General features: G+C 71.0%; 25 protein-coding genes and 2 pseudogenes. 10 read left to right on the top strand and 17 right to left on the bottom strand.

Annotated elements, in window-relative coordinates:
• The 4 genes and pseudogenes from ABD908_RS19345 to ABD908_RS19330 all read right to left on the bottom strand — a co-directional run.
• Nucleotides 1-747 (bottom strand): annotated as a pseudogene (locus ABD908_RS19345) (hypothetical protein); the annotation flags it as partial.
• Nucleotides 748-750: 3 nt separating this feature from the next.
• Complete coding sequence (locus ABD908_RS19340) at nt 751-1059, bottom strand: hypothetical protein (RefSeq protein WP_344998987.1); 309 nt, start codon at nt 1057-1059, stop codon at nt 751-753.
• Nucleotides 1060-1191: 132 nt separating this feature from the next.
• Nucleotides 1192-1491 carry a YbaB/EbfC family nucleoid-associated protein gene (locus ABD908_RS19335; protein WP_344998985.1) on the bottom strand — a complete coding sequence of 100 codons (300 nt, stop codon included), beginning with the start codon at nt 1489-1491 and terminating at the stop codon, nt 1192-1194.
• 5 nt (nt 1492-1496) lie between these two features.
• Entirely contained in the window at nt 1497-1814 is a 318-nt protein-coding gene (locus ABD908_RS19330; protein WP_344998983.1) for a hypothetical protein, read from the bottom strand.
• Between the two features lie 135 nt (nt 1815-1949).
• Between ABD908_RS19330 and ABD908_RS19325 the strand changes: the two genes are divergently transcribed.
• On the top strand, nt 1950-3644 hold the full coding sequence (locus ABD908_RS19325; RefSeq protein WP_344998980.1) for a MinD/ParA family ATP-binding protein: 1695 nt from the start codon (nt 1950-1952) through the stop codon (nt 3642-3644).
• On the opposite strand, the gene ABD908_RS19320 is transcribed toward ABD908_RS19325, so the two are convergent.
• From ABD908_RS19320 to ABD908_RS19305, 4 genes are all read right to left on the bottom strand, one after another.
• Nucleotides 3645-4982, bottom strand: coding sequence for a type VII secretion-associated protein (locus ABD908_RS19320; RefSeq protein WP_344998978.1), 1338 nt, complete (start codon nt 4980-4982; stop codon nt 3645-3647).
• Between the two features lie 55 nt (nt 4983-5037).
• Complete coding sequence (locus ABD908_RS19315; protein WP_344998976.1) at nt 5038-5679, bottom strand: DedA family protein; 642 nt, start codon at nt 5677-5679, stop codon at nt 5038-5040.
• Between the two features lie 131 nt (nt 5680-5810).
• Nucleotides 5811-6641 (bottom strand): tRNA pseudouridine(38-40) synthase TruA, encoded by an 831-nt coding sequence (truA, locus tag ABD908_RS19310; RefSeq protein WP_344998974.1) that lies wholly within the window; start codon nt 6639-6641, stop codon nt 5811-5813.
• Between the two features lie 64 nt (nt 6642-6705).
• On the bottom strand, nt 6706-7602 hold the full coding sequence (locus tag ABD908_RS19305; protein WP_344998972.1) for a TetR/AcrR family transcriptional regulator C-terminal domain-containing protein: 897 nt from the start codon (nt 7600-7602) through the stop codon (nt 6706-6708).
• Between the two features lie 83 nt (nt 7603-7685).
• Here ABD908_RS19305 and ABD908_RS19300 point away from each other — a divergent pair, with 83 nt between their 5' ends.
• Entirely contained in the window at nt 7686-8906 is a 1221-nt protein-coding gene (locus tag ABD908_RS19300; protein ID WP_344998970.1) for an FAD-dependent monooxygenase, read from the top strand.
• On the opposite strand, the gene ABD908_RS19295 is transcribed toward ABD908_RS19300, so the two are convergent.
• On the bottom strand, nt 8867-10849 hold the full coding sequence (locus ABD908_RS19295; protein WP_344998968.1) for a sugar phosphate isomerase/epimerase and 4-hydroxyphenylpyruvate domain-containing protein: 1983 nt from the start codon (nt 10847-10849) through the stop codon (nt 8867-8869). The two genes, ABD908_RS19300 and ABD908_RS19295, sit on opposite strands and share 40 nt — an antisense overlap.
• 230 nt (nt 10850-11079) lie before the next feature.
• Here ABD908_RS19295 and ABD908_RS19290 point away from each other — a divergent pair, with 230 nt between their 5' ends.
• The 3 genes from ABD908_RS19290 to ABD908_RS19280 all read left to right on the top strand — a co-directional run bounded on the left by ABD908_RS19290 (nt 11080) and on the right by ABD908_RS19280 (nt 14092).
• Nucleotides 11080-12426, top strand: coding sequence for an MFS transporter (locus tag ABD908_RS19290; RefSeq protein ID WP_344998966.1), 1347 nt, complete (start codon nt 11080-11082; stop codon nt 12424-12426).
• 50 nt (nt 12427-12476) lie between these two features.
• Nucleotides 12477-13361, top strand: a complete 885-nt coding sequence (locus ABD908_RS19285) for a shikimate dehydrogenase (protein WP_344998964.1) — start codon at nt 12477-12479, stop codon at nt 13359-13361.
• A 74-nt stretch (nt 13362-13435) separates the two neighbouring features.
• A complete protein-coding gene (locus tag ABD908_RS19280; protein ID WP_344998962.1) occupies nt 13436-14092 on the top strand; it encodes a TetR family transcriptional regulator in 657 nt (218 codons plus the stop codon).
• Between the two features lie 141 nt (nt 14093-14233).
• On the opposite strand, the gene rplQ is transcribed toward ABD908_RS19280, so the two are convergent.
• The 6 genes from rplQ to rpmJ form a co-directional block, all read right to left on the bottom strand.
• The gene (rplQ, locus tag ABD908_RS19275) at nt 14234-14782 is read right to left on the bottom strand and encodes a 50S ribosomal protein L17 (RefSeq protein WP_344998960.1); all 549 of its coding nucleotides are present in this window, start codon (nt 14780-14782) and stop codon (nt 14234-14236) included.
• A gap of 50 nt (nt 14783-14832) precedes the next feature.
• Nucleotides 14833-15891 carry a DNA-directed RNA polymerase subunit alpha gene (locus ABD908_RS19270; RefSeq protein WP_344998958.1) on the bottom strand — a complete coding sequence of 353 codons (1059 nt, stop codon included), beginning with the start codon at nt 15889-15891 and terminating at the stop codon, nt 14833-14835.
• A gap of 268 nt (nt 15892-16159) precedes the next feature.
• On the bottom strand, nt 16160-16765 hold the full coding sequence (gene rpsD / locus ABD908_RS19265; RefSeq protein ID WP_344998956.1) for a 30S ribosomal protein S4: 606 nt from the start codon (nt 16763-16765) through the stop codon (nt 16160-16162).
• Nucleotides 16766-16786: 21 nt separating this feature from the next.
• Nucleotides 16787-17200 (bottom strand): 30S ribosomal protein S11, encoded by a 414-nt coding sequence (rpsK, locus tag ABD908_RS19260; protein ID WP_344998954.1) that lies wholly within the window; start codon nt 17198-17200, stop codon nt 16787-16789.
• A complete protein-coding gene (gene rpsM, locus ABD908_RS19255) occupies nt 17200-17571 on the bottom strand; it encodes a 30S ribosomal protein S13 (protein ID WP_344998952.1) in 372 nt (123 codons plus the stop codon). Before rpsM ends, rpsK begins: the two co-directional genes overlap by 1 nt.
• 189 nt (nt 17572-17760) lie before the next feature.
• Nucleotides 17761-17874, bottom strand: coding sequence for a 50S ribosomal protein L36 (gene rpmJ / locus ABD908_RS19250; protein ID WP_024332746.1), 114 nt, complete (start codon nt 17872-17874; stop codon nt 17761-17763).
• Between the two features lie 295 nt (nt 17875-18169).
• Here rpmJ and ABD908_RS19245 point away from each other — a divergent pair, with 295 nt between their 5' ends.
• Nucleotides 18170-18955: a S1 family peptidase gene (locus ABD908_RS19245; RefSeq protein WP_344998950.1), complete on the top strand. Its 786-nt coding sequence runs from the start codon at nt 18170-18172 to the stop codon at nt 18953-18955.
• 109 nt (nt 18956-19064) lie between these two features.
• On the opposite strand, the gene infA is transcribed toward ABD908_RS19245, so the two are convergent.
• Together infA and ABD908_RS19235 are read right to left on the bottom strand one after the other, a co-directional pair.
• The gene (gene infA, locus ABD908_RS19240; RefSeq protein WP_003418601.1) at nt 19065-19286 is read right to left on the bottom strand and encodes a translation initiation factor IF-1; all 222 of its coding nucleotides are present in this window, start codon (nt 19284-19286) and stop codon (nt 19065-19067) included.
• A gap of 121 nt (nt 19287-19407) precedes the next feature.
• Nucleotides 19408-19941, bottom strand: a complete 534-nt coding sequence (locus ABD908_RS19235) for an NUDIX hydrolase (protein ID WP_344998945.1) — start codon at nt 19939-19941, stop codon at nt 19408-19410.
• An 81-nt stretch (nt 19942-20022) separates the two neighbouring features.
• Here ABD908_RS19235 and ABD908_RS19230 point away from each other — a divergent pair, with 81 nt between their 5' ends.
• From ABD908_RS19230 to ABD908_RS19215, 4 genes and pseudogenes are all read left to right on the top strand, one after another.
• Nucleotides 20023-21342, top strand: coding sequence for a bifunctional o-acetylhomoserine/o-acetylserine sulfhydrylase (locus tag ABD908_RS19230; protein WP_344998942.1), 1320 nt, complete (start codon nt 20023-20025; stop codon nt 21340-21342).
• A 270-nt stretch (nt 21343-21612) separates the two neighbouring features.
• Complete coding sequence (locus ABD908_RS19225; RefSeq protein WP_344998940.1) at nt 21613-22983, top strand: purine-cytosine permease family protein; 1371 nt, start codon at nt 21613-21615, stop codon at nt 22981-22983.
• Nucleotides 22980-24059, top strand: a complete 1080-nt coding sequence (gene add / locus ABD908_RS19220) for an adenosine deaminase (protein ID WP_344998938.1) — start codon at nt 22980-22982, stop codon at nt 24057-24059. Before ABD908_RS19225 ends, add begins: the two co-directional genes overlap by 4 nt.
• A pseudogene (locus ABD908_RS19215) lies at nt 24056-25098 on the top strand (isopenicillin N synthase family dioxygenase). Before add ends, ABD908_RS19215 begins: the two are co-directional and overlap by 4 nt.
• The last annotated feature ends 560 nt before the right edge of the window (nt 25099-25658 follow it).

The following is a 25658-nucleotide window of genomic DNA, read 5'->3' as shown; positions in this document are numbered from 1 at the left end:
GGCAGCCTGCGCCGCAGCGCTTGCCGCCGTCGTCGGCGGGGTGGCCACCGGAACCTTGCGGCCCGCCGCCGCGACCCGGCCGCTGAGCTGTGACAACTGTCCCTTGACCCGGGTGACCACCTCGAGCGCGTGGTCGAGGTGTTCCTCCGCGGCCGCGACCACGACCGCCTGCCCCGGCGGGAGCCACAGGGCCGGGCCGACCGCAGATACCACCGACATGAACGAGTCGATGATCGCCTGCAGTTCGGCCTCCCCCTCGCCGACGACGGCGGCCGCCTCCGTCACCGCCGTCGACAGCTCGGCGCCCTGCTCCGCCGCCAGCCCGCCCGCGGTCGCCGCCTGGACACCCTTCGCGCCGGCCGCCGTCGCCGCCGGTCCCTGCCACATCGATGCGAGGGCGCTGACAGCCTGCATGCCGGCACCCACCCCCTGCTCGAGTGCCTTCGAGCCGGCCGACAACACCGCCGACGGGTCCACGGCGCCGCCGCCCAGGTCGCCGCTGCCGAACGTCGACAGCAGGTCCGTCATCGGCTTGACCAGCACGCCGACGTCGAATCCCGGCACCGCGGGCGCCTCCGGCACACCCTTCGGGGTCGCCGGGAGCTGGTGCGTGGGCGGCGTTGCGGGCGGCACCGGCACCTTCGGCAGCCCGAGCGAGGCGAGCACCTCGCCGACCGGTCTGTCGAGCAGCGCGCGGATCGCAGGGTCGAGGCCACCCATCCCGGCCGGCCCCGCCGAGTCCACCACCCCTCAGACCACCGCGGTCAACAGGCCGGCCACCCCTGCGGCCTCGGTGGCCGCGTACGCCGCGACGGTCCCCGCCGACGACGCGGCGATCGCTCCGTGCAGTACGCCCAGCTCCGCGACCGATTCCAGATGGCTGGCCTGCGCGCCGGCGAACGCCGCGACGAAGTCCTGCCCGATCAGCCCCAAGCCGGGGTTGAGCGCCGCCACGTTCGCGGCCCCGTCAGCCGCACCCGCCGCCGCGACCACCGCCCCGATCGCGGCATTCGCCGCCCCGAACGCGCCGATCGCCGAGTTGACCGCCATGAACGACATCCTCGTCTCCTCCCCGTCAGCCGCGGTGTCGCGTTCGCGGCCCCGTCGGCGGCGCACGCCCGAAAGGTGCCCCTATCTATTGGACGCACGAGCAGCCCCGACGGATCCCGATTCGTCTGCGGCCGGCTCCGCTCAGCCCGCGAACTCGCCGTGGAAGCGGGTGACCACCGCGGCGCGGCGGGCCATGACCTCACGGGCCGCCACGCCACACGTCGCGGTGATCGACCGCCCGAGGGCGGCGGGGTCGCACCGCGTGGCGGCCCGCTCGAGGCGCAGGTCGACCAGCGCGCAGACACCGTCGAGCCGGACGGTGACGAGGCCGTCCGGGCTGGTCACGCGCACGTCGATGCCCTCGAGTTCCGTCCTCGTTCGACGCAGCGTGTCGAGCTGCGCTGTGACGCGGCCCTGTATGCGGTCCATCTCGGCGGACATGCCGGTCACCGCAACCAGGACTGCACGGGATCGGCGTCGTCCGCCACCGAGCTTCCCGATGGACACGAAAGATCTTGCGGTGCTGCGGGTTCCGGAAGTCCCATGTAGCCCAGCACCCGCCCGCCGACGCCCGCGCGGGCCAGCTCGGCGCGCCGGGCGAGACCCGCCGTGCGCGCCGCCTCGCGGCACAACGCGACGATGTCTCGCGCCAGCGCGTCTGCACCGCGCCGCATCTCCGACTGCTCGATGACCACCTCGAGTGGTGTCCCCTGATCGTTGGCCCGCACGCGCAGACCCCCACTCCGCGACGACGCAACCGCCATCGTTCCCCCTATGAAGTTCGTTCGGACAAGTTCCCCCGACGCGCGTCGCATTCCCATGCCAGTCGGCGTCGGAGACGTAAGCTACGCCTACGAGGGGCAGTCCGACATGAGACCGAAAGAATCCGCGGGAGAGACGTGACCGACGAGAAGAACCAGCGCGCAACGGACGATCAGGACGACCAGCCGGCCCCCTCGTTCGAGCTAACGTCGTCGTTCGCTCCGGTGCCTCGACCCAGCGAGGGCTGGGACCCCACGGGTGCGGCGGGCACCCACTCCGCTGCTGCGCCGTGGGAGCGGTCGGCGGGCGCGCACGCGCGGCCCGAGGACGACAAGCCGCATGCGGACGACGCCGGGTCGGACGACCCGCAGGCTGCGCCGGTCGGCACGAGCAGCGACGGCACCGGCGACGACGGCCGCCCGCTCGGGTGGGGCCCGCGCACCGGCCGTCCGCGGCTCGACCCGCCGACCGAGAACATATCGCTGGCCGAGGCCGCCGCCGCGGCGAACGCCCAGCAGCCCGCACCCTCGGCGGACGACGCCGCACAGTCGGAACTTCCGCTCGAACATCTGAAGACCTCGCAGTTCCTGCCCGTGCAGCGCCCGGCGGGCGGCTCGCCGTTCGACGCCCAGCCGAACTTCGACGCCCAGCCGAACTTCGACGGGCAGGGCTTCCGCGGTCAACAGGACTTCGACCCGCGGTTCGCGCCCGGCCAGGGCTTCGCCGGCCAGCCCGCGCCCGACGGTGGCTTTCCGCAGGGTGGCCCCGGCCCCGGCTACCCGCCGCCGTGGCACCAGGGCCAGCCGAGCCAGCCGGGTGGGTTCGAACCCGGTTACCAGTACCCGCCTGCGCTGCCGGAACCGCCGGCGCCGCCCCCGACGATCGACGAGGTCGGCCTCGCCCGCGACACCCGCCGCGCCCCGGCGAAGGGATGGCGGCGACTGGTCTACAAGATGACCGGCGGCTCGATCAACCCGGCCGAGTCCGCAGACGACATCGCCCTCAAGGCACTCGAGGAGCGGGTCCGCCAGCACGTGAACGGCGACTACCGCGTCGCGGTGCTCTCGCTGAAGGGCGGCGTCGGCAAGACCACGACCACCGTCGGCCTGGGCGCGACGTTCGCGTCGCTGCGCGGCGACCGGGTGATCGCCGTCGATGCCAACCCCGACTTCGGCACGCTCGCGCAACGCGGGCCGCTGGAGACCCGGGCGACCGTCCGTGACCTGCTGCACGACGACAAGATCTATCGGTACAGCGACGTCCGCGCGTACACCTCGCAGGGCCGCAGCCGGCTCGAGATCGTGGCCTCCGAGCGCGACCCCGCCGTGTCCGAGGCGTTCTCCGCCGACGACTACCGCGGCGTGATGAAGGTGCTGCAGCGGTTCTACAACATCATCCTCACCGACTGCGGCACGGGCCTGATGCACTCGGCGATGTCCGCGATCCTCGACGAGGCCAACGCGATCGTGCTGGTCAGCTCGCCCGCGATCGACGCCGCCCGCAGTGCGTCGGCCACACTCGACTGGCTCGACCTCCACGGCTACTCGCACCTCGTGCAGCGCTCCGTGGTGGTGCTCTCCAGCGCGCGCCCCGGCGCCCCGACCGTCGACGTCGACCAGCTCACCCAGCACTTCCTCGGCCGCGCCCGCGCCGTGCACCAGATCCCGTTCGACGACCACCTCGCGGAGGGCGCCGAACTGGACCTGGACGTGCTGGCGCCGCGGACCCGCCGAGCGTTCATCGAGCTCGCAGCCACCGTCGCCGACGAGTTCGGCGTGCCGCGCATCCTGCAGGACCCCGAGGACGTCGCGGCCGTGGACCCGACCCCGTAGTCAGCGCGGACGCACCGACCCGACCGCCCGTGCGCAGTACTCCGCGATCGGCGCCGCGCCGATGCCCGGCTCACAGCCGATGCTCACCTGGTGGCCGCCGTCGATGACGACATACCAGAGCACGAAGCGCTGCGGCGTGATCTGCTCCCGGTAGCCGATGACGTCGCGGCCCGCATACCGGGCGCGCGGCTCGAGCCCGACGATCCGCGCGTCGCCCTGCTCGGGGAGCGCGGAGGCGAGGTCGGCTGCAACGGCGTCCCTGCTGGTGGGCGCGGGCAGCGTCCGGTGCACGACGGTGACGCGCCGCCCGTCGGGCGCGCGTGCCACCGCCCGTCCGCCGGCCGGGCGGGTGATAGACCAGCCGACGGGCAGCGCCACCTCGACACCGTCGACCGTGTCGGTCTGCGTGGCCGTCCGTTCGCGCGGGGCCGGGGGCGGGGCCGGATCACGCGGTCCTGCGGTGCGAAGGCCGACCAGGGCCGCCCCGGTGGCGACCAGGATCACGGCCACCGCGGACGCCAGCCGGGCGATCCAGAGTGCCGGGCCACGACGGGCGCGACGACCCGGCCCCACGAGCCGCGCCGGCTCCTCCACGGGCGGTCTCCCGGACTCGTCCTCAGGCGCCTCGGCCAGAGCCGCTACCAGCGCGGACCGGTCGATCCGCAGGACCCGCCACTGCCGGTGCTCGACGACGGCCAGCGCATCTCGCACCCGCTCGTACGTGGCCTGATCTGCATCGACGAGCACCTGGTCGACGCCGTCGTCGAGCAGGCACCGCGCGAGGCCGACGGTGTCGGGCGCCCGGCCGGCGCGCACGGGAACCCAGCCGTCGGCCGTGAAGTCCAGGACGTGGCCGATCGCGTCAGGACCGCCGCCGGCGTCGACGCCCGGACCGCCGCCGTCGGTCGCCTCGAGCACCAGCGCACGTCGGCAGAACAGGAGTCCGTGCGTACGAACCAGGGCCACCGCGCGCGGGACGACGTCGGCGCGATGCCCCAGGGTCGCCGCGGCCGCAGCGACGAGCGACCGCCGTGGCCCGCCGAATTCGCTGGGCGCAGCGACGATCAGGCCGGTCGCGCTGGGACGGGCATCCGCGAGCGCCTCGAGCAGCGCGTCCGCCCACACGTCGACCGTCACCGCCGGCGGCGCGAACCCGTCGGGCGCACCGGCTCCCGGCCCGTCGCCGCCCGCGGAATCGCCTGAGCAGATCGTCCCCATCAGCCCGGGCGCCGCCGCGTATCGGCGGCACTCCCCGCCGGGCCCGCGCACCGTCCACCCGTCGACCGCACAGTCGACCACTACGACTTCCCCGCTGGGCCGGCCCCCCGCCGCATCCATAGTCCGGGACTCTAGAGCACACCCCCGACAGGAACGGGCCAACCGGACTAAATGCCTACACGTGCGCGCAGTCCCGCGACCGCGGCGTCTGCTCCGCGCGCCGGCGTCGGCGGCGGCGCACCACCGTCGCGCCGACCGGCACCACCACGGTGAGCCCCGAGCCGACGAACAGCAGTTCCAGGTGGTCGCGCAGCAGGGCCACGCCACCGAGCCGGTACCCCAGCAGCACGATCCCGTCGCACCACGTCACGGACCCGAGGACCGAGAACAGCGTGAACCGCGGATGCGACATGCGGGAGAGGCCCGCCAGCACCGGCACCAGCGTGCGAACGATGCCGATGAACCGGGCGATCAGCACCGTCAGCGCCCCGAAGCGCTCGAAGAACCGGTCCGTGCGCTCCACCTGCTCATCGCCGATCCAGCGCATCACCCGCCCGCGCAGCACCCGCGGCCCCACCACGCGCCCCACGAGGTAGCCACACTGGTCACCCAGCGCCGCGACGACCGGCAGGAACGCCAGCAGCTGCCACAGGTGCGCGAACGGGTGCGGTTGAGCGGCGAAGATCCCGGCCGTGAACAGCACCGAATCGCCCGGGAAGACGAAACCGACGAGCAGACCGGTCTCGACGAAGATCAGCACCAGGATGCCCGCCAGGCCGGCGGCCCCCAGGAAGCCCACTGCGTCGAACGGATTCACGCGCACCCCTTCTCCCGAGCACGGCCCCGGATTCTCCACGAGCGGGTTCTCCACGAGCGCCGTGTCGGCCTCCGCTCCACTATCCCGATGCGGTCTGTCCAGGTAGTGAACATGGGGCGAACGTGTGTCGGTCACCCCCCGCAGCAGCCGCCTGGGGTGGCGCGCCGGTCGCGGGTGACGGCGTTGCGGGCGGCGAGGTCGGTATCGGCGGGGTAGTCGACCCGCACAAGGGTCAGGCCGCACGCAGGGGCCACATTGATCGCGCTGGACCGCTCCGTCTCGGAGAGCAGGCCCCGACACCAGTCGACGCTGCGCCGCCCCTCCCCGACGGCGGCCACAGCGCCCACCAGCGAGCGGACCATCGACCAGCAGAATGCGTCGGCGGACACGGCGGCCGCGTACCAGTGGCCGCCCACACCGTCCGGCTCCACGATCCAGGTGAAGCGCTGCAGCTCGCGCACCGTGGTGGCGCCCTCGCGGCGGCGGCAGAAGGCGGCGAAGTCGTGCAACCCCAACAGCACGTCGGACGCGGCCTGCATCCGGTCGAGATCCACGGTCCGCCGCCACGGAGCGACGTCGCGGACCCGCAACGGTGGGGCGCCGTACGCGGCGTCGGTCAGCCGGTATACGTAGTGCCGCCGCAACGCGGAGAAGCGCGCGTCGAACGCCTCGGGTGCGGGGGCGACTGCGATCACCCGCACGTCGGCCGGTAGCAGCCGGGCCAGGCGCCGGACGATCCCGTCGGGGAACTCCAGCCCCTCAGGGAGGTCCACGTGGGCCACCTGGCCGGTCGCGTGCACGCCTGCGTCGGTGCGACCGGCGACGGTGAGCACGACCTCGTTCCGCAGGATCCGGCCGATCGCCTCCTCGAGCACCCCGCACACCGTGCGGCGGCCGGGCTGGCGGGCCCAGCCGCTGAAGTCGGTGCCGTCGTAGGCGATGTCGAGGCGGTAGCGAGTCATGGCGCAGCGATGCTACCGGTCGCGCCGGTTCGGATCTCGGCGGGAGCGGCCCGGCACGCCGCGATCACGCTCGCCGTCGCTCCACCGCCCAGATCTGGACCACCAGCCCATCGAGGTACGCCGTCAGCGCCGCCTCGAACACGTCGTCCAGGTCGAAGTCGTGAGTGTTCTCGAGTAACTCGTGCATGCGGGGGAACCGCTCCCGCGGCAGCGCGGCGGCGAGATCGCGGTTCTGCCGTTGCTGCCACTCGTCCGCGGTCAGTCCGGACGTCGCCTCCTCCGCCAACTCGGCCTCGATGTTGATCGCCAGCCCGCGGACCAGGTTCATCAGCCCCAGGTAGGCCGTCAGCGCGGGGCCGACGCCCAGGCCCGCGGACCGTAGCCCCTCCAGGGCGCACTCGGTGAACGGGATGGCGCTGCGCACGGGCTGCGGCCGGGTCATCGACATCACGCCCGCGAACCACGGGTGCCGCCGGAACCCGGACCACAACTCACGCGCCACCAGCTCGAGCCGCTCCCGCCAGCCGCCCGCGGTCACGGGCGGAGCGAGCTCGGCGCACGCGGCGTCCATCATGCGGAGCACCAGGTCGTCCTTGTCGGAGACGTAGCGATACAGCGCCATGGTCGACACCCCGAGGTCGGCGCCGACCCGACGCATCGACACGGCGTCGAGCCCCTCGGCGTCCGCGACCGCGACCGCAGCGGCCACGACGGCCTCGACGGTCAGGGCGTCGGGCCGCCGCGCGGTGGCCGACGGATCGAGGACGACGGTGCCGCGGCCCGGCGCGGTGGCGACCAGACCGTCGTCCCGCAGGCGGGCGAGCACCTTCGATGCGGTGGCCATCGCCACCCCGAACTCCCGCACGATCGCCCGGGTCGACGGTGCGCGGTCGCCCGGCCGCAGCCGCCCCGACGCCATGCGGTCGCGCAGCACCGCGACCACCTCATCCGACCGGGACACGACCGACCGCTCTAGTGCACTTTCGGCGAACAACCACGTGAACACCGTAGACCAGCGCAACGCGTACGTCGTACATTCGCTCTATGAAGAGCCTGGACATCCTGATCAGCGGCGCCAGCATCGCCGGCCCGGCAGTGGCCCGGTTGCTGAACACCCAGGGGCACCGGACCACCGTCGTCGAACGAGCGCCCGCCCTGCGGCCGGGCGGCCAGACCGTCGACCTCCGCGGCGCCGGGCGACTGGTCATCGAGCGCATGGGCCTCACCGACGCGGTCGGCGCGACCCTGCTCGACCAGCGCGGGATCGCCCTGGTCGATCGTCACGGCCGGCGCCGCGCACAGATGCCCGTCGAGGCGTTCGGCGGCCACGGCATCGTCTCGAGTCACGAGATCCTGCGCGGCGACCTCGCCCGCGTCCTGTACGACGCCACCCGTCCCCACACGCGCTACGTGTGGGACGACACCGTCACCGCCCTCGATACCGACGAGGACGGGGTCACGGCCCACTTCGAGTCGGCCCCCGCGGGTCGCTTCGACCTCGTGATCGGCGCCGACGGCCTGCACTCCGCGATCCGCCGCGCCGCGTTCGACCCGGCGACCGTCCGCGAGGAGGAGATCGGCCTACAGACCGCGTGGTTCACCGCCCGGATCGACGAACCCCTGGACGGCTGGTTCCTGATGCACAACGCGCCCGGTGGCCTCGTGGCCTCACTCCGGCCCTCCCGCCACCCGGGCGAGGCGAAGGCCGGCCTCTCGGTACGGGAGCACGCCCGGCTGGACCGCCGCGACACGGACGCGCAGTGGCGGTACTTCGAGGAGCGGTTCGACGGCGCCGGGTGGCTGGTCCCGCAGCTGCTGGAGCAGATGCGCGTGAGCCCCGACTACGCCTTCGACAGCCTGGCACGCGTGCTGATGCCGTCGTGGACCACCGGCCGCGTGGCACTGGTCGGCGACGCCGGCTACTGCCCGACGCCGCTGACCGGGTTGGGGACCTCGCTCGCTCTGGTGGGCGCGTACGTGCTGGTCGGCGAGCTGGGCCGCGCGGACGGCCACATCCCCGCCGCGTTCGCGGCGTACGAGCGGGTGATGCGCCCGTACGTCACCCAGGGCCAGCAGCTGCCACCGCTCGGCGCTGCGGGATTCGCCCCGAGCGGTAGGCTCGCGATCGCCGCGAGCCGCCTGTCGTACCGGTCGATGAACGTCTGGCCGTTCCAGCGGATCTGGGAGTCGCAGTTCACCAAGGCCGGAGCCATCGACCTACCCGATTACTCCACCGCCGGCGCCACCTCGAACCCCGCCACCTGAGCACCGACGCGGACCGCCGAATTCACGTCGCCGTATCCGTCGTAGCCGCCGATGCGCTGCACCACCTCGAAGAACAGGTCGGAGCCCACGGTGTGCGTGAACATGTGCAGGAATTCGCCGCCGGACTCGTCGGCGTCGTAGAGCAGCGAGCGCGAGCGCAGCTGGTCGATCCGCGCGGCGGGCAGGTCGAAGCGGGCGGTCACGTCGTCGTAGTAGTTGTCGGGAACGGGGAGCGGGTGCAGCCCGGCGGCGGCCAGCCGGTCCGCCGCGGCGAGGATGTCCGCGCTGCCGAAGGCGACGTGGGTGACGCCGCCGCGCCGCCGCAGCGGTCCCGACCCCGCGGCCTGGCCGGGGATCATCGCGGGCACGATCCGCAGCTCGCCACCGGTGTCGGTGGGGCGCGTGAGGGCCTGGGTGTGCAGCATCCCCACCGCGTCGGGGACATCGGTGCCCTCGTGCGCGGACATCGCGAACATCGAGCGCAACAGCAGGATCACGCCGTCCCATGAATCGGCCGGCACCGCGAGGCCGATGTGGTCGACGCCGATGAACACCCCCGCGTCCCCGCCGCTCTCGCGCGGGACCAGGTCGAAGGCCCGCTCCCACGCCTCGGCGGTGTCCGGGTGCCGCAGGTCCACCGAGGTCGCGCCCGTCACGTCGACCCGCAGCACCGAGTAGCCCTCGTGGCCCGCCCCGTCGGCCGCCGGGGCGACGACGCCCGCCGCTGCGGAACCCCCGCCTGTGCCCGACAGGGGGATCGGGACCGTGACAGCAGAGATGTCGAGCGCGTCGGACCGCGCGAGCCACGCGGCGGGATCGGAGCTGCGGATGCCGATCTGGGCCACCGCGGGCAGCTCGGCGGGCACGCCGGGTGCGGTGTAGACGGTGCCGACAGTGGGGTCGACGACGATCGCGACCGGGCCGTGCCGATACAACTGCAGGCCCGAGCCCGACTGCGCGGCACGCAGCGTGAAGCCGAGGCCGTGCAGCAGGTCGGCGAGCGCGGGGGCCATCGCAGGGCCCGCCGCGAGCCGGACGGAGACGATGTCGTCCAGCGGCGCGGGGCCCGCCGCGTCGCACTGCGTCTCGACCTGGTCGAACAGGTAGCGCAGCGATCGCTGCGCCTCGCGCGCCGTCCGCGCGGTGTCGGCCTCCCGGAAGACGTCGTTGAACACCTCGAGCGACCAGGGGCCGGCGTAGCCCGACGCGACCACCGCGCGCGCGAACCGCGTGAGATCAAAGGTCCCCTGGCCAGGGAACCGACGGTGGTGCCGGGACCACTGCAGGACGTCCATCGACAGGCGCGGCGCATCGGCCAGCTGCAGGAAGAAGAACTTCTCCGCGGGGATCGCGGCGATGCCGTCGGGGTCGTCGCCGGTCGAGAGCACGTGGAAGCTGTCGAGACACGTGCCGAGCGCCGGGTGGTCGACCCTCGCGACCAGCTCGTAGGCGTGGCGGTACCGGCCCACATGCGTGCCCCAGGCGAGGGCCTCGTACGCGATGCGCTTGCCGCGGGCCGCGGCCAGCTCGGCGGCCGCACCCAGCTGGTCCACGAGCTGCGCGTCGTCCCGCGACGCCGTCGGCAGCGGCGACGAGCAGACCAGGACGAGATCGCACCCCAGCTGGTCCATGACGTCGAACTTGCGCTCCAGCCGCCGCATGCTCGCGTGGAAACGCTCGGGCTCGGCGGAGTCGAGATCGCGGAAGGGCTGGTACAGGTCGATGGTCAGCCCCAGGTCGGCACTGCGGCGGGCCACCTCGGCAGGCGACAGCACGGAAGCGACGAGGTCCGGTTCGAACAGCTCGTAACCGTCGAAGCCCGCCGCCGCGACCGCCTCGAGCTTGGCACCGAGCGGTCCGCTCAGGCAGACGGTGGCGACGGCCGTACGGGGCGGCTCGAACATCCGTGAGCCGGCGGTGGGAACGGGGGTGGGATGCGCCATGAGGCGACCTTTCTCGAGTGCAGATTCGACCCGCACGCAATGTACCAGATCGTACACACCAGCCGGTGATATTTCGCACATCTCGGCGCCGAATACATGCCTACCACCTGGTGTTTCGACCTACTTTATTAACTATCTGGTCCGTTTGCTTGACATGGCCTACGACACGTTTGTACTGTGACTCCCACCACAAGGCCGGCGCCAGCGCCGCTCTCAGCCCGGAGGAACCGATGACCACAGCCGCGACCCCGCTGCACCAGCCGCGTAAAGCCGCCCTCGCCAGCTTCATGGGGAGCATGGTCGAGTACTACGACTTCTTCATCTTCGGCACCGCGTCCGCGCTGGTGTTCAACAAGATCTTCTTCCCCGACATCAGCCCGACCGCCGGCACCCTGGCCTCGTTCGCGACGTTCGGCGTCGCCTACATCGCCCGCCCGATCGGTGCCGTCATCGTCGGCCACTTCGGGGACAAGATCGGCCGGCAGCGGGTGCTGGTGTTCACCCTCGTGATGATGGGCCTGTCGACGTTCCTGATCGGCTGCCTGCCCGACTACCACACGATCGGCATGGGCGCCCCCCTCGCGTTGGTCGTCCTCCGGCTGCTGCAGGGCCTGTCCGCGGCCGGCGAGCAGTCCGGGGCCAGCTCGCTCACCGTCGAACACGCCGACGCCGGCAAACGCGCCTTCTACGCCAGCTGGACCCTCAACGGGACCCAGGCCGGCCTGGTGCTCGGCACCCTCGTGTACATCCCGATCGCGATGCTCCCCGACCACGCGCTGCTCAGCTGGGGCTGGCGGATCCCATTCCTGCTCTCGACCGTCGTGATGATCGTGGCCTACCTGATCCGCCGGACCCTTCCCGAGACCCCCGTCTTCACCTCGATGGAGGAGGGCGACGGCGTCGCCGAACTCCCGGTCGCGCTCCTGTTGCGCACGCACTGGCGCGCCCTGCTCCGGGTCATCGCCTGCGCGCTGATCTCCGTGATGAGCACTCTGTTCTCCACCTATGCACTCAAGTACGCGACGGGCGAGCTCGGCGTCTCCAAGGGCGACATGCTGCTGATCAGCGTGGTTGCCAACCTCGCGATGCTCGTGACCCAGCCACTGTGGGGCATCGCAGCCGACCGGATCGGCCGCAAGCCGATCTTCATCGGTGGCGCGGTGGTCTGCGCGGCACTGGCCTTCCCGTACATGTACCTGATCAGCACGGGTTCGTTCGCCACCATCCTCGTCGCGACGCTCGTGATCCAGTCGCTGGTCTACGCCGCCACCAACGCCGTGTGGCCCTCCTTCTACGCCGAGATGTTCCCGGCCGAGGTCCGCTACTCGGGCGTCGCGATCGGCACCCAGATCGGCTTCATGAGCTCCGGCTTCCTGCCGCTGATCGCCAGCGCCGTCCAGGGCCACGGGAGATTCGGCTGGGTCCCCGTCGCGGCGATCTGCGCCGGCTGTGCCGTCGCGGCCGCACTCGCCGGCGCCACCGCCCGCGAGACCCGCGGCACCGACACCATGGCCCTCGGCGGCGACGCGACGCCGAGGGTGGACGGTGGCATCGTCGGAGCCGTCACCGCGGCGTAGCACCCGCACCCCCTAGACCAGCCCGTCGCGACGCGAGGAGAATCACCACCATGTCTCAGCCGACCCGGATCCACTGCGCCCTCATCGGGCAGGGCATCAGCGCCTCACTCACGCCCGCGATGCACGAGCGCGAGGGCCGGCAGCAGGGCCTCGATTACACGTACGACATCGTGAACATCAGCCCGGACGACGCGCCCGGCTTCGACCTGGCCGGCTTCCTGCGGCGCTCCCGCGACGCGGGGCTGACCGGGCTCAACGTGACCCACCCGTTCAAGCAGCGGGTGATCGAGCACCTCGACGCGCTGAGCGCGGACGCCGCCCGACTCGGCGCGGTCAACACCGTCGAGTTCGACGAGTCCGGCCAGGCCACGGGACACAACACCGACTGGTCCGGGTTCGCCCGGAACTTCGCCCGCGGGTTCGCCGACGTCCCCGTGGACACCGTGGTCCAGCTCGGCGCGGGCGGCGCGGGGTCGGCCGTCGCGTACGCGATGCTCACCCGCGGCGTGCGGACGTTCCACCTGATCGACACCGACCGCGCCCGGGCGACCGCACTGGCCGAGTCGCTCGCCCGGATGTTCCCCAACGCCACCGTCGTCCCCGACGCCGCGACCGAGCTCGCCGCAGCCCTCGCCGGTGCGAACGGACTCGTGCACGCCACCCCTGTCGGCATGGCGCAGCACCCGGGCATTGCGTTCGACCCCGCCCTGCTGCGGCCGGACCTGTGGGTCGCCGACGTGGTCTACCGCCCCCTCGTCACCGAGCTGATCGAGCGTGCGCGCACCCTGGGGGCGCGCACGCTGTCCGGCGGCGGGATGGCCGTGTACCAGGCGGTCGATGCGTTCGAGATCTTCACCGGCATCACGCCCGACGCCGACCGCATGCTCGCGCACATGCACGACCTGATCGCCGCCGAGGTCGCCACCGCCGGCTGATCCGGGGCCTCCCCGGCCAGGAGATCGGCGCTCGGCGCCGTCGATCCGCCGATAGTGAACGGTAGGGTTAGTCCATGGCACGCCCCGTCACCGACGCCACCGTCCGCAAGCGAGACAGCGAGCGGACGCGGCGCGACATCATCGACATCGCCACCAAGGAGTTCGCCGACAAGGGGTACGCGGGCGCGCGGGTCGACGAGATCGCGGAGCGCACTCACACCACCAAACGGATGCTCTACTACTACTTCGGTGACAAGGACGGTCTGTACCGGGCGGTGCTCGAGCACTCGTACGGACGGATCCGCGCGCAGGAGCGGCGCGCAAGGATCGACGAGTCGGACCCCGTCACGGCCGTGCGGCAGATCGCCGAGATCACGTTCGACCACCACGACCGCAACCCCGACTTCATCCGCATCGTGGCCGGCGAGAACATCCTCAAGGGTGCCCACATGAACCACGCCGATCAGGTGGCCGGCATGGGCAGCCCGGCGCTCGACGTGCTGCGGCCGATCGTCGAGCGCGGCCGCGAACAGGGCGTCTTCCGCGACGACATCGATGCCCTCGACGTGCATCAGGCGATCAGCAGCTACTGCTTCTTCCGCGTCGCGAACCGGTACACGTGGAAGTCCTTGTTCGGCCAGAACCTCACAGCCCCCGACGAACGCGCCCGCCAGCGCCGGATCCTGGGCGACATGATCGTCGCGCTGCTGACGACGCCTGCCCAACCCTGAACCAACATGTGCACCCTTCCGTCGCCCGCATCGCCGACGGAAGGGTGCACATGTTGAGAGCGAGACCGACGGAAGGGTGCACATGTTGAGAACGGCCCGCCACCTCTGCAGGTGGCGGGCCGTTCTCGGACTATCGGTGGACTACTTGTCCGACGCCTCGTCGCTCTCGGCGGGCGCAGCGTCGACCGCGTCGTCCTCCGTCACGGCGGGCTCGTCCGCGGCCTCGACGGCGACGGGGGCCTCGGCCTCCGCAGCGGCCTCGACGGCGGCCGCCTTAGCGGCCTCCTGCGACGCGGCGACACGCGCGGCGCGCGAGCCCTCCGACGACGCGAGCTCCTCGGTCACCAGCTCGATGACCGCCATGGGGGCGTTGTCGCCCTTGCGGTTCTCGGTCTTGATGATCCGGGTGTAGCCACCCGGGCGATCGGCCATCTTCGGCGCGATCTCCTCGAACAGGACCGCGACGACATCCTTGTTCGGGATGTCCTTGAGGACCTCACGGCGGTTGGCCAGCTTGCCGTGCTTGGCATGGCTGATCAGCTTCTCCGCGTACGGACGCAGCTTCTTGGCGCGCGACTCCGTCGTGGTGATCCGGCCGTGCTCGAACAACGCCGTGGCGAGGTTCGAGAGGATGTGCTTCTGGTGCGAGGCCGAGCCGCCCATGCGGGCGCCCTTGATGGGCCTAGGCATTGTTTACTCCCTGTGGTGAAAGATTGGCGACAGCTCTGAGAGCTGCTCGGTCAGAGCTGCTCGGTCTCGGCGTAGTCCTGGTCGCCGCCGTCCTCGGACGAGAACGCCGGCTCGTCGCTCCACGTGCCGGTCGCGGGGTCGTAACCGTCGACCTGCGACGGGTCGAACGACGCGGGACTGTCCTTGAGCGCCAGGCCCAGCGAGTGCAGCTTGACCTTGACCTCGTCGATGGACTTCTGGCCGAAGTTGCGGATGTCCAGCAGGTCCGACTCGGTCCGGGCCACCAGCTCGCCCACGGTGTGCACACCCTCGCGCTTGAGGCAGTTGTACGACCGCACCGTCAGATCCAGGTCCTCGATCGGCAGCGAGAACGACGCGATGTGGTCGGCCTCGGCCGGCGACGGCCCGATCTCGATGCCCTCGGCCTCGACGTTGAGCTCGCGCGCCAGGCCGAACAGCTCGACCAGCGTCTTGCCCGCCGACGCCAGCGCGTCCCGCGCCGTCATCGAGTTCTTGGTCTCGACGTCCAGCACCAGCCGGTCGAAGTCGGTGCGCTGCTCGACACGGGTCGCCTCGACCTTGTAGGTCACCTTGAGCACCGGCGAGTAGATCGAATCGACGGGGATCCGCCCGATCTCGGCGCCCGACGCCTTGTTCTGCACGGCCGGCACGTAGCCGCGGCCCCGCTCGACGACGAGCTCGATCTCGAGCTTGCCCTTGTCGTTGAGGGTCGCGATGTGCATGTCCGGGTTGTGCACGGTGACAGACGCGGGCGGCACGATGTCACCGGCGGTGACGGTGCCGGGCCCCTGCTTGCGCACGTACATCGTGACCGGCTCGTCGTCCTCCGACGAGACGACCAGGCCCTTGAGGTTCAGGATGACGTCGGTGACGTCCTCCTTCACGCCCGGGACCGTGGTGAACTCGTGCAGCACGCCGTCGATGCGGATGCTGGTCACGGCTGCCCCGGGGATCGACGACAGCAGCGTGCGCCGCAGCGAGTTGCCGAGGGTGTACCCGAATCCCGGCTCGAGGGGCTCGATGACGAACCTCGAACGGGCCTCGGAGATGACCTCTTCGCTCAGGGTGGGGCGCTGCGAGATGAGCATTCTGTACTTCCTTTGTGTCGGGGCGTCCGCTATATGACGCCCAACGAGGCCGCCGGCAGGATCGCCGGCGGCCCGGGGCGCACGGAGGAGCAGTACGCTCTGCCGTCCGGCCGAGTACTACTCTCCGTGCGCTCGCTGTGCCCGATTGCTCGGGCGGTCGACTCCGTGCGCTTCGCTTACTTCGCCGACCACCCTCGGGGCTCGCTTACTTCGAGTAGTACCTCTGCCTTCTGCTCGAGTACTACTCTCCGTGCGCTCGCAAGCTCGCTTACTTCGAGTAGTACTCGACGATCAGCTGCTCCTGGAACGGAACGTCGATCTGCTCCCGCTCGGGAACCCGGTGCACCAGGATGCGCAGGGTCGAGGGGACCACCTGCAGCCATGCCGGGATCGGGCGATCGCCGACGAGCTCCTTGGCGATCTGGAACGGCGTGGTGCCCAGCGACTTCGGCTTGACGTCGATGATGTCGAACTGCGACACGCGGTACGAGGGGACGTCCACCGGATGACCGTTGACCAGGAAGTGACCGTGGGTCACGAGCTGGCGGGCCTGCCGGCGGGTGCGCGCCAGGCCGGCGCGGTACACGACGTTGTCCAGGCGGGTCTCGAGGATCTGCAGCAGCGCGTCGCCGGTCTTACCCGTGGCGCGGTTCGCCTCCTCGTAGTAGCGGGAGAACTGCTTCTCCATGACGCCGTACATGAAGCGCGCCTTCTGCTTCTCCTGCAGCTGGAGCAGGTACTCGCTCTCCTTGATCCGCGCGCGGCCGTGCTGGCCGGGCGGGTACGGGCGACGCTCGAACGCCTGGTCTCCACCGACGAGATCGGTGCGCAGACGACGAGACTTACGGGTGACGGGGCCGGTATAACGAGCCATTTCTCTTCTCTCCTACCTTCCCTAGACCCGGCGCCGCTTGGGCGGACGGCAGCCGTTGTGCGGCTGCGGCGTGACGTCGGAGATGGTCCCGACCTCGAGGCCGGCGGCCTGCAGCGAGCGGATCGCGGTCTCGCGGCCCGAACCCGGGCCCTTGACGAAGACGTCGACCTTCTTGACGCCGTGCTCCTGCGCCTTCCGGGCGGCGTTCTCCGCAGCGAGCTGCGCGGCGAACGGGGTGCTCTTACGCGAGCCCTTGAAGCCGACGTGACCGGAGCTGGCCCACGCGATCACGTTGCCACTGGGGTCGGTGATCGACACGATCGTGTTGTTGAACGTGCTCTTGATGTGCGCGTTGCCGTGCGGGACGTTCTTCTTCTCGCGACGCCGCGAGGCGCCCTTCTTCGCACCGGTGGCGGCGCGGGACTTCGGAGGCATTACTTCTTCTTTCCGGCGATGGTCTTCTTCGGACCCTTACGGGTGCGAGCGTTGGTCTTGGTGCGCTGGCCACGGACGGGCAGGCCACGACGGTGGCGGATGCCCTGGTAGCACTGGATCTCGATCTTGCGGCGGATGTCAGCCTGCACCTCGCGGCGCAGGTCGCCCTCGACCTTGTACTCGTTCGACTCGATGAAGTCGCGGAGCTTGGTCAGATCCTCGTCACTCAAGTCCTTGCTGCGCAGGTCCGGGCTCACGCCGGTTGCGTCGAGGATCTCGTGCGCGCGGGTACGGCCGATGCCGTAGATGTAGGTCAGTGCGATCTCCATGCGCTTCTCGCGCGGGAGATCGACACCCATGAGACGTGCCATTGCGGCTTGTTCCTTCTGTTCGCGGAGGTGTACTCCCCGTCCGTCCTCGGTGGTTCCGGCGCTTTCACGCCGGCCGGGGCCCCGGCCTCCGTGCCGGGGGTAGGCGAGGGCTCGTCTGCCCTCGCTGGTGCGGAGAGGTCATCTTCTGTCAGTCAAGCGGGATCCGCTGACAAGTGCTGCTGCTACTGCTTAGCCCTGACGCTGCTTGTGGCGCAGGTTCTCGCAGATCACCATGACCCGTCCGTTGCGGCGGATCACCTTGCACTTCTCGCAGATCGGCTTGACGCTGGGGTTGACCTTCACGTCAGTCCAATCGATCTGTTCGGTTGTCGCGCCGGCCCGGCGGACCAGCGCAGTGCCCCACGAATGGGGTACGCTTCCGGACACGGAAAAACCCGCGTACGCACGCGACGATCCAGTGTACGCGCGAGGGCTTCTACGCCCAAATCCAGAGCTCCGTCCGTCCCACGCGGCACAGGAGTGCTAACTTCTTCTTCGTTACGACGAATCGTTCGCAACCAGAACGGTGGGGCGCCTGCTGCGCCCGGCCGGCACGCGGCCGACATTCGGCTGCGTCGCCACGACAGACAGGGCGAGCATGCAGACACCCCTTGATGCCGGTTCCCGGCGCGCCACCCGTCCCAGCCGGGCCCGCAAGGCCCTCGCGCTGATCACCGGCACCGTCGCAGTCGCGGCGTCGCTGACGGCCACCTCGGTCGGCACCGCCGCTGCGGCCGTCCGAGTGTCCATCGCGCCGGGCTCGGAGATCGCCATCATCGCCAAGCGACTCGGCCCGCACAGCGCCAGCGTCAACGAGTGCACCGTGGGCTTCATCGCCACCGACGGTGCCGGTCGCAAGGTGGCCATCACGGCCGGCCACTGCGGCCGCCCCGGCGAACAGGTGGCCGCCAGGGACCTCAGCGGTGGGAACGCGCTCATCGTCGTGGGCAGGGTGGCGCGTTCGACCACCCCGCCCACGAAGAAGGGCCCGAACGGCGCGCTCGAAGCGGCCGACCCGAATGTGCCCGACTGGGCGACCATCACCTTCATCAAGGGAGTGCCGATCAGCGACTCCGCCGGGCCGGTGCACCCGACCCGAGTCGGCCGCGCGCGGATCGGCGACCCGGTGTGCCACGACGGCATCACCACCGGCTGGCGCTGCGGGCACGTGGTCGACGTCTCGGGGCACCGCGTGCTCACCGACATCGCCCTGCGTCCCGGCGACAGCGGCGGCCCGTTCATCCGCACGACCGACGGGGCCGCCCTGGGCATCGCGAGCACGTCCGACCGGCCGCTCCACCAGAAGCCCGGTGGTAAGGAGTACTCCGAGTTCAACGATCTCGGGTTCATCCTGCGGGCGGCTGGGCTGCAGCTGGCCACGTAGTCCGCGACACCAGGCAGACACGCAGCAGCAGAAGGGCCGCTCCCGAGGGGAGCGGCCCTTCTGGTTGCTGCTGCTGCGCCTATCCGGTCACCCGGGCCGGCGTGGCTGCCTACTTGTAGCGGTAGACGATCCGCCCGCGGCTCAGGTCGTAGGGCGACAGCTCGACCACGACGCGGTCCTCGGGGAGGATCCGGATGTAGTGCTGGCGCATCTTCCCACTGATGTGCGCGAGCACCTTGTGGCCGTTCTCCAGCTCGATGCGGAACATTGCGTTCGGCAGCGGCTCGACCACCCGGCCCTCTACCTCGATGGCTCCGTCTTTCTTGGCCATACCCTCCACGATCCTGTGTATTCGAACCCCACTCAGCCGACCGAGGCCGGCTGGTCGACCGAGACGACCTGATCGACCGGATAAGCAGGGGCGGCAGAGATTGCCGTACCATCGATCGATTCTACGCGTCGGCCAGGTCGGGACCAAAAGAGCCCGGATCGGTGAGTAGGTCCAGCGCCAGTTCCACCGAGTCGGGGACGAAGTCGGCGGGCTCGGAGTGCACCACAGCCAGGAGCTCCGGCACCGTCATCCACCTGCCGTCCGCAACCTCCTCGGGCTGCCAGGTGACGACGCCGTCGTACACACACGCGTACTGGAAGCACACGAACCGCGTCCGCGCATCCTCGTAGCGCCGCACACCGAGCCGCCGCAGCGGCACGCCGTGCACGCCGAGTTCTTCGAACGCCTCGCGCGCCGCGCCGTCGTCGGGCCCCTCTCCCGCGAGTAGCACGCCGCCGCAACAGAAGTCGCGTAGTCCGGGGTACACGTCCTTGGTCGCGGTTCGACGGTGCACGTAGATCCGCCCGGCGCGGTCGTAGACCAGGACCCCGGTCGCGCCGTGCCGCAGGTTCTCGGCGCGTACCCGCCACCTGGGCGCTGCGCCGCACACTGCGCCGTCGTCGTCGAACAGCGCCACCACCTCGTCATCGGCCATATGTCGATGACACCACAACAGGTGCGGTCGCCCTGCGGGAAACTCTTCCCTTTCGGCACCGGATCCTGTTTCATGACGCGCATGACGAACCCGGACAACACCCCCTGGCACTTCGAGACCGCGCAGGTCCACGCGGGGCAGAATCCCGACCCGGCCACCAACGCTCGCGCGCTCCCGATCTACCAGACCACCTCGTACACGTTCGACAGCACGGACCACGCGGCCGCGCTGTTCGGGCTGGCCGAGCCGGGCAACATCTACACGCGCATCATGAACCCCACGCAGGACGCGGTCGAGCAGCGGATCGCCGCGCTCGAGGGCGGTGTCGCGGCGCTGCTGCTGGGCTCCGGCCAGGCGGCCACGACGCTGGCGATCCTCAACATCGCCGAGGCCGGCGACCACATCGTCTCCAGCCCGTACCTGTACGGCGGCACGTACAACCTGCTGCACTACACGTTCGCCAAGCTGGGCATCGACGTCACCTTCGTCGAGGACCCCGACGATCTGGAGCAGTGGCGTGCCGCCATCCGCCCCGAGACGCGGGCGTTCTTCGGCGAGACCATCGCCAACCCGCGCGGCCACGTCCTCGACCTGGAGGGCATCTCGGGCGTCGCGCACGACAACGGCCTGCCGCTGATCGTCGACAACACCGTGGCGACCCCGTACCTCCTGCGGCCGCTCGAGCACGGCGCGGACATCGTGGTCCACTCGGCGACCAAGTACCTCGGCGGCCACGGCACCGCGATCGCCGGCGTCATCGTCGACGGCGGCACGTTCGACTGGACCCGGGGCCGGCACGCGAACTTCACCACCCCCGACCCGTCGTACCACGGCGTCGTCTTCGCGGAGCTGGGCGCCCCGGCGTACGCGCTCAAGGCGCGGGTACAACTGCTGCGCGACCTCGGCCCCGCGGTGGCCCCGTTCAACGCGTTCCTCATCGCTCAGGGCGTCGAGACCCTGAGCCTGCGCGTAGAGCGGCACGTCGCGAACGCCCAGAAGGTCGCGGAGTTCGTGCAGGGCACCGACGGTGTCACCGAGGTGTACTACCCCGGCCTGGCGTCGTCACCGTCGCACGCGCGCGCCGAGCAGTTGCTGCCCAAGGGCGCCGGCGCGATCGTCGCCTTCGAGCTGGCCGGTGGCGTGCCCGCGGGCAAGGCATTCGTGGACGCGTTGGCGCTGCACAGCCACGTCGCCAACATCGGCGACGTGCGGTCGCTGGTGATCCACCCCGCCTCGACCACGCACCAGCAGCTGTCCGAGCAGGAGCAGCTCGCGTCGGGCGTCACCCCGGGCCTGGTGCGCTTGGCCGTGGGCATCGAGCACATCGACGACATCCTGGCCGACCTGCAGCTCGGCTTCGAGGCCGCGGCGAAGGCCGGCTCGGTGGCTGCGGCGGTCTGACGTGACGGCCCCGGCGCCGGTTCGGCACATCCTTCCGGCAAGGCCCGACGTGCCCCCGCGCACGTCGCGGGCTGACGGTGCCGGGCGGGCCGACGGTGCCGGGACCTGGCGGTCGTTCTGGCTGATCGCTGTGCAGCGCGGAATCACCTGAGCCCGGCGCCCACCCCTCGGGGCCCAGAACGCGACGGTCGGGCGATATGCGAATCTCGACCCCCCACCGGAGGCACCCGAGCCGCGCGCGTAACCCGGGGTGGATGTCAGGATTACCCGGTGACAGTCACAGATGACCCGATCGGCGACCGCCGCCCCCGCATCGCCATCGAGCGCCGCGGAATCGAGCACATCCCAGCCGGCGAGCGGCGGGGCCACCCGCTGCAGCTCGGAGCGATGTGGTCCGGGCTCACGCTCAACGTCCTGTCCGTCGTGTACGGGACCATCCTGGTCCAGATGGGGCTGAGCTGGTGGCAGGCGGTCGCGGCCTCGATCCTGGGTAACCTCTCCTGGATCCTCACCGGCATCGTCTCGCTCGCCGGACCGGCCGCGGGCACCACCACGTTCGGGGTGACGCAGCTGGTGTTCGGCCGCTGGGGTGTGCGGCCGGTGGCGTTCTTCAACTGGATCATGATGCTCGGCTACGAGGTGCTCGACCTCGTGATCATGGTCCTCGCCGCCAAGGCGCTGCTGGGGATGGCGGGCATCGCCGTCCCGGACGGCCTCGAACTCGCCCTGGTCCTGGTGCTCTCGGTGGCGCAGGCGATCCTGCCGCTTCTGGGGCACGCCGCGCTGACGCGGGTGGTGCGCGTACTGGCGGTCCCGTTCGCGGCGTGCTTCGTGATCATGGCGGCGTTGGTGGCCGGCAAGGTGCACACCGGCGGCACTCCGCCGACGACGCTCGCGGTGTTCCTCACCGGCGTGGCGCTCACGGCCAGCTCCTCTGGGCTCGGCTGGTCCCCGACGTCGGCGGACTACTCGCGGTACCTGCCGCAGCGCACGTCCCGTAGCCGGATCGTCCTCGCCGTCAGCGTCGGCGGGGCTGTCCCGCAGATCCTCCTGATGATGCTCGGCGCGGCGATCGCGATCGCGATGCCCAAGGCGACCGACCCGGTATCGGGGCTGCCAACGGTGTTCCCGCACTGGTTGGTGGCGGGCTATCTGGTGCTGGTGATCGTGCAGATGGTGGCGCTCAACGCCGCAGACCTCTACTCGTCGGGGGTGACCCTGCAGGCGATGGGGCTCCGGCTGCGACGGTGGCAGGCCGTCGTGCTCGACGGCTGCCTGTGCGCGGTGGTCGGCGCGATCGTGGTGTCGTCGAACGGCTTCTACACCTTCGTCAACAACTTCCTGCTGTTCATGATCGTGTGGTTCGCGCCATGGACCGGGGTGTTCGTCACCGATATGTGGTGCCGCCGTGGACGGTACGACGATTCGACGGCGCCGCTGCGCCGCCTGTTCGCTCCGCGCGCGTTGTGCGCGCAGGCGACCGGGATGGTCGCGTCCGTGCTGTGCCTGCACACCAGCATCTTCACGGGGCCGGTGTCCGCGGCGCTCGGCCACGCCGACCTCAGCCTGGTGGCCGGGATCCTCGTCGGCGCGGGCACGTACCTGCTGCTGCGGCGCAGCGGCGCGGAAACGTCCGTATGACCGACGCGAACCCGACGCCCGTCTCACCGGGGACGACGGTCAGCCGCGCACTGGCGCAGGCGATCCCGAAGGTCAGCCTGCACTGCCACCTGCTCGGCTCCGTGCCCGCCGCGACGACGGTGGAGCTCGCCCGCAGGGCCGGCGTGCGCATCCCCGGCGACCCCGACGCCGAATCCGTCTACGACAGTGCGGCATACGCGGACCTCGGCCAGTTCCTCTCGGTCTACGACCTCGTGGGCGCGTCGCTGATCTCCCGCGACGACGTGCGGCGCGTGACCTACGAGTCGCTGACGTGCTTCGGCTCCGACCACTCCGTCTGGTACCGCGAGATCTTCGTGACGCCGCAGCCCAGCCCGCTCCCCTATCCGCAGTTCCTCAGCGGGGTGCTCGACGGCATGCGCGACGCCCGGTCCGACACCGGCATCGAGAGCCGGATCGTGATGGCGATCAACCGCGAGCACAGCGTCGCCGAGGCGGTGGAGTTCGTGCAGCAGGTGATCGACCATCGCGTCGACGAGGTGATCGGCATCGGCCTCGACTACGAGGAGGTCAACGGGCCACCGGCCCCGTTCGCACCGGCCTACGCCCTCGCCCGCCGCGGCGGCCTGCACCGCACGGCCCACTCGGAGAGCGGGCCGCCCTCGGCGATCGAGGTGATCCTCGACGAACTGCGGTGCAGCCGCATCGATCACGGCTATCACGTGGTCACCGACGAACGCATCACCCGCCGATGCGTGCAGGAGCGGATCCCGTTCACGGCGACACCGGTCAGTTCCGACATCGGACGCTACAGTGGCTCGGGCGACGGCTCGCACCGACGAATCCGCGAGATGGTCGATGCGGGCCTGCAGGTGTGCATCGACTCGGACGACCCGCCGATGTTCGGCACCGACCCCACCAACGACTTCCACGCAGTCGGCAACGCCCTCGGTTACGGGCTCGATACGCTGACGACGTTCACACGCAACGCGATCGACGCATGCTGGCTGGACGAGAGCGACAAACAGTCCTTACGCGGCCGGCTCGACGCGTGGGCGGGAGAGCACCGGGACGCGATACCCGAGGAGACGCCTTGACATTCACCGTCCCGGCAGTGGACATCACCCCGTACGTCGCCGGCGGCAGCGACGACCAGCGGCGCGTCGTGGCGGACGCGGTCGACGCCGCCTGCTCGACGGTGGGTTTCATGCAGGTCCTCGGCCACGGGATCCCCGAGGCGACGCAGGACGGGCTCGCGGCGGCGATCGACGGGTTCTTCGGGCTCGCCCCGGCGACCAAGCGGGACTACTGGGTGCCCGGTGCCAACCGCGGCTACAGCCCACCGAAGAGCGAATCGCTGAGCCTGAGCCTGGGCGTGGCGTCCGCGAACCGGATGAACGACTTCTTCGAGGCGTTCAACGTCGGGGTGGAGGCCCGCTCGTTCACCGGGCTCGACCTCGACGAGGCGGACTACGGCATCAACGTGTGGCCCCACGAGGTCGACGACTTCAAGCGCCGCCTCACAGCGTATTTCGCGGAGGCGGGCCGCGTCGCGCGCACTCTCACCACGATCTTCACCGACGCGCTCGGGCTGCCGCACGACTACTTCGAGCGGATCACCGGGCACTCGATCGACGTGCTGCGGATGAACAACTACGCGCTGCCCGCGGGCACCGTGGTGGCACCGGACGCCGACATCACCGGGATGGGCGAGCACACAGACTTCGGAATCGTCACGGTGCTGTGGGCGGACCGGGTCGCCGGACTGCAGGTCCTGGGGACGGACCGACGGTGGCACGACGTGCAGCCGCTCGGCGGCGCGCTGTTGGTCAACCTCGGCGACCTCACGGCCCGGATCACCAACGACCGCTGGATGTCCACGCTGCACAGGGTCAAGCCGCCGATCGTCGACGGCGCGGTGGCCCGACGCCGCTCGGCCGCGTACTTCCACGACGGTGACGTCGACGCCGTGATCACCACCGCACCGCAGTTCCTCGACGCGGACGGGGCCTGGCCTACGAGCCGATCGTGGTGCGCCACCACATCGCCGCCAAACTGGCGGGCTCGCGGCAGGGTAAGGCGAACGTCGGCGCGGTCCGCGAGGCCGCGAGGGTGCGGGCGGCGCGGCCGAACTGAACCGGCCGCGCGGACGGGCGCCCCGCTCCCGTCCCGGGTACTCGGTGGCAGCCGGCAGTGGGGGACGGTCCGGCGTCGAGCACCTGCGCCCAGTCGGTGTCCGCGGCGCGGGCGGCGTCGGTGTGCACCGCGCCGATCGCCGCCTGCACCTGGTAGCGGCCCAGCCGGCCCCGCCCCTGCCGGTCGGCCGCGAGGCATCGTCGCACCAGCGCGTGACCATCGACCGGGCCCGACCTGCGCGTACATCTGCTCGATCTGCTCGGGGACGGCGCCTCGGCGTCGACGCTGCCGTGCACGGTGAACAGGTACTGGGCCATGACGAGCTCCTCCGGTGGTGGTGGTGGTGCGGCGGCATCCGCCGCCGTCACACCGACCGCGAACGGCGGACCCCCACTACGACGGCACGTCGTGAGCCGTCAGTGCGCACCGCGCTCGAGCGCGGACTGCACCTGCCGCTCGAGGGCGACGGTGGCGGGCCGCGGCAGCGCGGCCAGATCGTACAGCTCGCGGCGCGCGCGGGGGTATGCCTGCTGCCGCTCGGCGGGCGTCGCACCGGCGTC

The sequence above is a fragment of the Tsukamurella soli genome (assembly GCF_039541155.1).
GTDB classification, from domain to species: domain Bacteria; phylum Actinomycetota; class Actinomycetes; order Mycobacteriales; family Mycobacteriaceae; genus Tsukamurella; species Tsukamurella soli.
The sequence above is the reverse complement of the archived record's forward strand: the minus strand, read 5'-3'. Positions and strand labels throughout refer to the sequence as shown.

Bases quoted from the DNA above. Each gene is read 5' to 3' on its own strand.
- ABD908_RS19230 (WP_344998942.1), top strand. From the start codon at position 20,023: ATGACGAACCCGGACAACACCCCCTGGCACTTCGAGACCGCGCAGGTC.
- truA (WP_344998974.1), bottom strand. From the start codon at position 6,641: ATGACTCGCTACCGCCTCGACATCGCCTACGACGGCACCGACTTCAGC.
- ABD908_RS19270 (WP_344998958.1), bottom strand. From the start codon at position 15,891: ATGCTCATCTCGCAGCGCCCCACCCTGAGCGAAGAGGTCATCTCCGAG.
- infA (WP_003418601.1), bottom strand. From the start codon at position 19,286: ATGGCCAAGAAAGACGGAGCCATCGAGGTAGAGGGCCGGGTGGTCGAG.
- ABD908_RS19280 (WP_344998962.1), top strand. From the start codon at position 13,436: ATGGCACGCCCCGTCACCGACGCCACCGTCCGCAAGCGAGACAGCGAG.
- ABD908_RS19290 (WP_344998966.1), top strand. From the start codon at position 11,080: ATGACCACAGCCGCGACCCCGCTGCACCAGCCGCGTAAAGCCGCCCTC.
- ABD908_RS19320 (WP_344998978.1), bottom strand. From the start codon at position 4,982: ATGGATGCGGCGGGGGGCCGGCCCAGCGGGGAAGTCGTAGTGGTCGAC.
- rplQ (WP_344998960.1), bottom strand. From the start codon at position 14,782: ATGCCTAGGCCCATCAAGGGCGCCCGCATGGGCGGCTCGGCCTCGCAC.
- ABD908_RS19335 (WP_344998985.1), bottom strand. From the start codon at position 1,491: ATGTCCGCCGAGATGGACCGCATACAGGGCCGCGTCACAGCGCAGCTC.
- rpsD (WP_344998956.1), bottom strand. From the start codon at position 16,765: ATGGCTCGTTATACCGGCCCCGTCACCCGTAAGTCTCGTCGTCTGCGC.
- ABD908_RS19340 (WP_344998987.1), bottom strand. From the start codon at position 1,059: ATGTCGTTCATGGCGGTCAACTCGGCGATCGGCGCGTTCGGGGCGGCG.
- ABD908_RS19285 (WP_344998964.1), top strand. From the start codon at position 12,477: ATGTCTCAGCCGACCCGGATCCACTGCGCCCTCATCGGGCAGGGCATC.
- ABD908_RS19330 (WP_344998983.1), bottom strand. From the start codon at position 1,814: ATGGCGGTTGCGTCGTCGCGGAGTGGGGGTCTGCGCGTGCGGGCCAAC.
- ABD908_RS19300 (WP_344998970.1), top strand. From the start codon at position 7,686: ATGAAGAGCCTGGACATCCTGATCAGCGGCGCCAGCATCGCCGGCCCG.
- ABD908_RS19245 (WP_344998950.1), top strand. From the start codon at position 18,170: ATGCAGACACCCCTTGATGCCGGTTCCCGGCGCGCCACCCGTCCCAGC.
- add (WP_344998938.1), top strand. From the start codon at position 22,980: ATGACCGACGCGAACCCGACGCCCGTCTCACCGGGGACGACGGTCAGC.
- ABD908_RS19235 (WP_344998945.1), bottom strand. From the start codon at position 19,941: ATGGCCGATGACGAGGTGGTGGCGCTGTTCGACGACGACGGCGCAGTG.
- rpsK (WP_344998954.1), bottom strand. From the start codon at position 17,200: ATGCCTCCGAAGTCCCGCGCCGCCACCGGTGCGAAGAAGGGCGCCTCG.
- rpsM (WP_344998952.1), bottom strand. From the start codon at position 17,571: ATGGCACGTCTCATGGGTGTCGATCTCCCGCGCGAGAAGCGCATGGAG.
- ABD908_RS19295 (WP_344998968.1), bottom strand. From the start codon at position 10,849: ATGGCGCATCCCACCCCCGTTCCCACCGCCGGCTCACGGATGTTCGAG.